The 6,044-nt window shown below is 68.0% G+C and carries 5 protein-coding genes; 4 read left to right on the forward strand and 1 reads right to left on the reverse strand.

Going from position 1 to position 6,044, the window contains the following annotated elements:
- Positions 1 to 361 precede the first annotated feature (361 nt).
- A complete protein-coding gene (locus tag G3N64_RS28785; RefSeq protein ID WP_205787063.1) occupies positions 362 to 1,282 on the reverse strand; it encodes a pyridoxal-phosphate dependent enzyme in 921 nt (306 codons plus the stop codon).
- A 156-nt stretch (positions 1,283 to 1,438) separates the two neighbouring features.
- Between G3N64_RS28785 and G3N64_RS28790 the strand changes: the two genes are divergently transcribed.
- The 4 genes from G3N64_RS28790 to G3N64_RS28805 form a co-directional block, all read left to right on the forward strand.
- On the forward strand, positions 1,439 to 2,350 hold the full coding sequence (locus G3N64_RS28790; protein ID WP_205787065.1) for a LysR family transcriptional regulator: 912 nt from the start codon (positions 1,439 to 1,441) through the stop codon (positions 2,348 to 2,350).
- Between the two features lie 729 nt (positions 2,351 to 3,079).
- The gene (locus G3N64_RS28795) at positions 3,080 to 4,285 is read left to right on the forward strand and encodes an MFS transporter (protein WP_205787066.1); all 1,206 of its coding nucleotides are present in this window, start codon (positions 3,080 to 3,082) and stop codon (positions 4,283 to 4,285) included.
- 576 nt (positions 4,286 to 4,861) lie between these two features.
- The gene (locus tag G3N64_RS28800) at positions 4,862 to 5,359 is read left to right on the forward strand and encodes a spore coat U domain-containing protein (RefSeq protein WP_205787074.1); all 498 of its coding nucleotides are present in this window, start codon (positions 4,862 to 4,864) and stop codon (positions 5,357 to 5,359) included.
- Between the two features lie 15 nt (positions 5,360 to 5,374).
- Positions 5,375 to 6,044: molecular chaperone (locus tag G3N64_RS28805; RefSeq protein ID WP_205787068.1), on the forward strand; the 670-nt coding region annotated here is incomplete at its 3' end.

The following is a 6,044-nucleotide window of genomic DNA, read 5'->3' on the forward strand; positions in this document are numbered from 1 at the left end:
GCTGCCCGTATCGTCGCGCCCGGCCGCACCCGGCGCAGCGCGGCGATACGCACCCTTTCCCGTCATCCCTCACGGGACTTTCCGTGCCGCAGGCTGCCTGCCCGTTGAGTCGCCGACTTTGCGTCGACGCTTCGTGGCGAGCATGCGCGGCCGATGCCGACGTTCGCCGGGATTGACGGCCGTCCGGCCGTCCCTCGACAGACCTGCTTCTGCCGTCCACCCCGCCTATCGCAACGTCGCGCTCAGCGTCTGCATCCGCTCGACGGGCGCCGCCACGCCGCCGCAGACGATCACGGCGATATCCGTCGCCGACGGCCGTCCAACCATCCCCCGACAGGCCGCCTTCCGCCGTCCACCCCGCCTATCGCAACGTCGCGCTCAGCGTCTGCATCTGCTCGACGGTCGCCGTCACGCCGCCGCAGACGATCACGGCGATATCCGTCGCCGACGCGAGCACGGGCACCGGCCGCTCGAGCGCGGCCAGCGCGGCGCCGCACGCAGGTTCGACGACGATCCGGTGCTCGTCGAGGAAGCGCAGCGACGCGGCCACCGCGTCGGCATCGGACACGACGACCGGATGAATCTCGTGTCGCGCCGCCCATTCGACCGCCGCATCGCACGGCCGCTTCGCGCCGAGCGACGTCGCGATACTCGTGATCGCCGGCAATTCGACCGGGCGCCCCTGCGCGAGCGAGCGCGCATAGCAGTCGGCGCCCTCCGTTTCGGCCGTGACCACCGGCACGTCGTGCCAGCCGTTGCGCGCCAGCCCTTCGAGTACGCCGCACAGCAGCCCGCCGCCGCCGACCGCGAGCACGACCGCGCCGGGCTTCGGGCCGGCCGCCGCCATCTCGTCGATCATCGTCGCGTGGCCCTGCCACAGCACGGGGTCGTCGAACGGGTGCACGAACGCGTCGTGCTCGCCGAGCGCCGACTGCGCGAACGCGTTCGCCTCGGCCCAGCTCGCGCCGTGCACGACCACCTCCGCGCCCTCGACGCGGATCAGCTCGCGTGCGCGGACCGACGCGCTTTCCGGCACGACGACGAGCACCGGCACGCCGAGTTCGCGTCCGCAATACGCGACCGCGATGCCCGCGTTGCCGCCCGACGACGACACGAAACGCCGCGCGCCGGCTGCATGCCGCGCTTCACAGACGGCGCCGATGCCGCGCAGCTTGAACGAACCCGACGGCTGCAGCGCATCGAGCTTCAGCCGGATGGTCCTGCCGAGCCGGCGGGATGCGATTTGCGAGCGGACATAAGGGGTTGGAATATGAAGCGGCATGGGACGGGATCAATGGAAACGGAGGGAACACGCGCGACTCGCGAGCGCGCGTGGCAATGACGGTCATCGTACGGCACGCGCCTCATGCTTTCCAATACCATCGAATGGCGTTTGCTATGCTTCACAGGTATATCGACCCACCGGAACGGATACCGCATGCGCCAGATCGAATTGCGTCACCTGCGCTACTTCGTGGCCGTCGCGCAAGCCGGCAGCGTGATGGCCGGTGCCCGCGCGGCCGGCATCGTCCAGCCCGCGCTGTCGCGACAGATCCGCGAACTCGAGGACGCGATCGGCACGCCGCTGCTGGTGCGCCGCGCAACCGGCGTCACGCTCACGGCGGCCGGCGCCAGCTTCCTGCAGGACGCGACCGGCCTGCTCGCGACACTGCAGGACAGCCGCGAGCGCGCGTTGCGCAGCGCGGCCGGCCAGCTGGGCGAACTGCGGCTCGGCGCGTTGCCGAACTGCCTGCCGTTGCCGGTCGTCGCGAACGTCCTCAAGGCGTTTCGCGACGCGTGCCCGGACGTGAAGCTGTCGATCGCGCCGATGCTGTCGGCCGAACAGGCGAGCGCGCTGGTGCGCGGCCAGCTCGACGGCGGGATCATGGCGTGGCGTCGGGACGAGGCGCCGCATCTGTCGGGCGTGCGACTGCTGAGCGACCGCTTCGTGCTCGCGATGCCCGCGCCGCCGGGCGGGCGCTACACCGCGCCGCGCACGCTGGCCGACGTCGCGAACGAGCCGTTCGTCTGGTTCGACGCGCAGCGCTCCGCCGCGCACCACCGGTTCCTGATGACGCAGTGCCAGCAGGCCGGCTTCACGCCGCGCATCGCGCAGGTCGGCAGCGATATCCCGACGTTGATCGGCCTCGTCGCGGCCGGAATGGGCTGTGCGTTCGTGCCGGAAAGCGCGTCGCCGACCTGCCCGCACACGGTCCGGCTCGTTGCGCTCGACGAACTCGCAAGCCGCTTCGACATCGAGTTCGTGTTCGACGGTGCGGCCGTGCCGCCGTCACCGGTCGTCGCACGGTTTCTCGAGGCCGTGCGCGAGGCGGCCGGCGAAGCGGGCTGACCGGACGCTGCTCGTCCGACACGTCACGCACACGATCGAACGGCGCGATTCGTACCGTCGATCGACGACCGAGCGCTTCGCTGCGTCAAACCGCCGGTTTAGCCGCCTTGACGCGCTAAACGCCGGCATCACGTCTGCGAAAACAAATCTTTCAGCATGCCGACAGCGGGCGCCGCAGCGGTGGTGTTTTTAAATTGGCACGAAAAACGGCCGTTTAACGCCGGTTCGAATTGCCATGCACCGAAATATACTTCGCGCGCATCCAACCCTCGTGCCAAAGAGAGGATGCCTTTCTGCCCCGGTCACGGTCCCCCTGTGGCCGGGGCTTTTTTTGCCCGTATGCCTTGTCTGCAAACGGTTGTCGGCGATGATGCGGCGCTCGCGCGAGGTGATGGCCGCACCTGGCCGGGCCGCCCGGCCACGCGCCGCCGGTCGATCGACGGCCCGCTACCGGATCACCGGCCGGCGCGACCGGCAGTCCGCCTCGAAACGCGCACGGATCGCGATCTCCCGGCCGAAAGCGGCGCCTTTCCCATTACAGGAAACTTTCGCTAAAGCCCTCTCGTTCGCCCGCGCCACCAGCGGGCTTCGTGCGCTCGCTGCATTGTTGAGATGAAATCAAGATAATTTCGCCCGTATGCGGCTTTTTCCGCAAAAGTCATGCAGGCACACTTCACCTTGTCCTCAACGGCCCCGTGCCGTCGTCCTTCGACCACAGGAATTCATCGCGTGAACCCCACGACTCCCTCTCCTTCCCGCCCGGGCGGCAGCGCCGCGCTGCCGCTGCTGGCACTCGCCGCCGGTGCGTTCGGCATCGGCACGACCGAGTTCTCGCCGATGGGCCTGCTGCCCGTGATCGCCGACGGCGTGCACGTGTCGATTCCGCAAGCCGGCATGCTGATCAGCGCCTATGCGATCGGCGTGATGGTCGGCGCGCCGCTGATGACGTTGCTGCTCGCGCGCTGGTCGCGCCGCTCGGCGCTGATCGCGCTGATGTCGATCTTCACGATCGGCAACCTGCTGTCGGCGCTCGCGCCGGGCTACACGACGCTGCTGCTCGCCCGCCTCGTGACGAGCCTCAACCACGGTGCATTCTTCGGGCTCGGCTCGGTGGTCGCGGCCGGCCTCGTGCCGCGCGAAAAACAGGCCAGCGCGGTCGCGACGATGTTCATGGGGCTCACGATCGCGAACGTCGGCGGCGTGCCGGCTGCGACCTGGCTCGGCCAGATCATCGGCTGGCGTATGTCGTTCGCGGCGACCGCGGGCCTCGGCCTGGTTGCGATCGCCGGGCTGTTCGCCGCGCTGCCGAAGGGCGAAGCCGGCAAGATGCCCGACCTGCGCGCCGAACTGTCGGTGCTGACGCGCCCCGTCGTGCTCGGCGCGCTCGGGACGACCGTGCTCGGCGCCGGCGCGATGTTCACGCTCTACACGTATGTCGCGCCGACGCTCGAACACCTGAACGGCGCGACACCCGGCTTCGTGACCGCGATGCTGGTGCTGATCGGCGTCGGCTTCTCGATCGGCAACATCGCGGGCGGGCGCCTGGCCGACCGCTCGCTCGACGGCACGCTGATCGGTTTCCTGCTGCTGCTGATCGCCACGATGGCCGCGTTCCCGGTGCTCGCCAGCACGCATGCCGGCGCCGCCGTCACGCTGCTCGTGTGGGGTATCGCGACGTTCGCGGTCGTGCCGCCGCTGCAGATGCGCGTGATGCGGGCGGCCCACGAAGCGCCGGGCCTCGCGTCGGCCGTCAACATCGGCGCGTTCAACCTCGGCAACGCGCTCGGCGCGGCCGCCGGCGGCGCGGCGATCTCGGCGGGCTTCGGTTATGCGGCCGTGCCGCTCGTCGGCGGGCTGATCGCCGCAGCCGGACTCGCGCTCGTCTTCCTGCAGATCGCGCAGCAGCGCCGCGCACCGGCCGCCGCGAATTCGTAGTCGCGACACGTCGCGCGCCGGTGAGGCGCGACGGCCCGCTGCCCTTTACGGCAAGCACGCTCACGGCCGCGTAATGCGGCCGTTTTCGTTTTCGGCCGTCAATTCAGGTTCGCCAGCCCTTCAATCCGGAATATCCGAGATATCCCGCCTCACGCCAAATTCAATTCATTTACATGGCATCGGAATCAATTCAATCCGATTGAATGATTCTTTTTTCATCCACCCCATTTCACCAGACGCATTAATTATCCATTTCGTACGGGCCGATTGATCCCGCCGAATCAGTCGCAAAATCTTTTTGCACCCCGTATCGACCTTGAAGCAATTGCTGCGTCGCAAGAAAATATTTCGTTCGGCGCGCACATTGAAAATCGAAAAATGAAATACTTTCTGACTTTATTCAATCAACGCTCAACCAAAATGTAACAAAATGAAACAGCCTAAAATTTAGGATTGAAAGACTTGCCGATTCGTATCAGCGTTTGCGATACCGTGGCATGCGAAGCGCGGCATAAATCCAATGAAAAAAACGATCGATGAGGGATCAGTGTGAAAGTTGCCATCGCTTCCACGACATTGTCGTTCGCGCTGTCAATCGGCCTTTCGACTCCCGCCGCCGACGCTGCCACCTACTCGAACGGCACCGCGACCGCCACCTTCAACGTCACGCTGACGCTGCAACCGAACTGCGCGATCGCCGCGAACCCGCTCGCCTTCGGCACCAGCGGGGTGTTGGCCACGGCGATCAACCAGCAGACGACCGTGAGCGTCACCTGCACCAATACGACACCGTACAACGTCGGTCTCGACGCGGGCACGGTCACCGGGTCGAGCGTCGCGAGCCGGCTGATGGCCGGCACGACGACCGGCAACACGACGACGACCGTCGGCTTCCAGCTCTACCAGGATGCCGGGCGCACGACGATCTGGGGCAATACGCAAGGCACGGACACCGTGGCCGGCACCGGCACGGGCTCCGCGCAGACCCTGACCGTCTACGGCCAGGTGCCCGCGCAGGCGACGCCGAAGCCGGACACCTATCAGGCGACCGTCACCGCAACCGTCTACTTCTGACCGGCGCCGCTTCGCATGACCGCATTCCGACGAACGCTCGCCGCGCTGCTGTGCGCGGTCGGCGCCGCGCACGCCGCGTCGCTGCAGATTTCCCCCGTCACGATCGAATTCGGCACCGACGACACGGCCACCGGCATCACGCTGCGCAATCCGGGCGAGCGCCCCGTGTACGGGCAGGTGCGCGTGTTCCGCTGGGACCAGGCCGACGGCCAGGACACGCTGACGCCCACCCAGGATCTGCTGGCCAGTCCGCCGCTCATCGAAGTCGGCACGCAATCCGAACAGCTGATCCGCGTCGTGCGGGCGTCGCGCACACCGTCCGGCACCGAGCAGAGCTACCGGCTGCTGATCGACGAGTTGCCGCAGCCCGGCGAGGCGCCGGCCAACGGCGTGTCGATCCGGCTGCGCTATTCGATTCCGGTGTTCGTCGAGCCTGCCACCAACGGCGCGCCGCAGCTCGACTGGGCGCTGCTGCGCGGCAACGGCGGCTGGCTGCTGCGGGTGCACAACGGCGGCGCGCGGCGCGCGCAACTGGCGTCGGTCGAGCTCGTGACCGGCGACGGCCGCACGTATCCGCTCACGCGCGGCCTGCTCGGCTATGCACTCGCGGGTCGCACGGGCCAGTGGAGCGTGCCGCTGCCGGCCGGCGTCACGCTCGGCGGCAAGGTCACGGTGCGAGCGGCCG

The sequence above is a fragment of the Burkholderia sp. Ac-20344 genome, assembly GCF_017104975.1.
In the GTDB taxonomy this organism is placed as follows: Bacteria; Pseudomonadota; Gammaproteobacteria; order Burkholderiales; family Burkholderiaceae; genus Burkholderia.

Bases quoted from the DNA above. Each gene is read 5' to 3' on its own strand.
- G3N64_RS28785 (WP_205787063.1), bottom strand. From the start codon at position 1,282: ATGCCGCTTCATATTCCAACCCCTTATGTCCGCTCGCAAATCGCATCC.
- G3N64_RS28790 (WP_205787065.1), top strand. From the start codon at position 1,439: ATGCGCCAGATCGAATTGCGTCACCTGCGCTACTTCGTGGCCGTCGCG.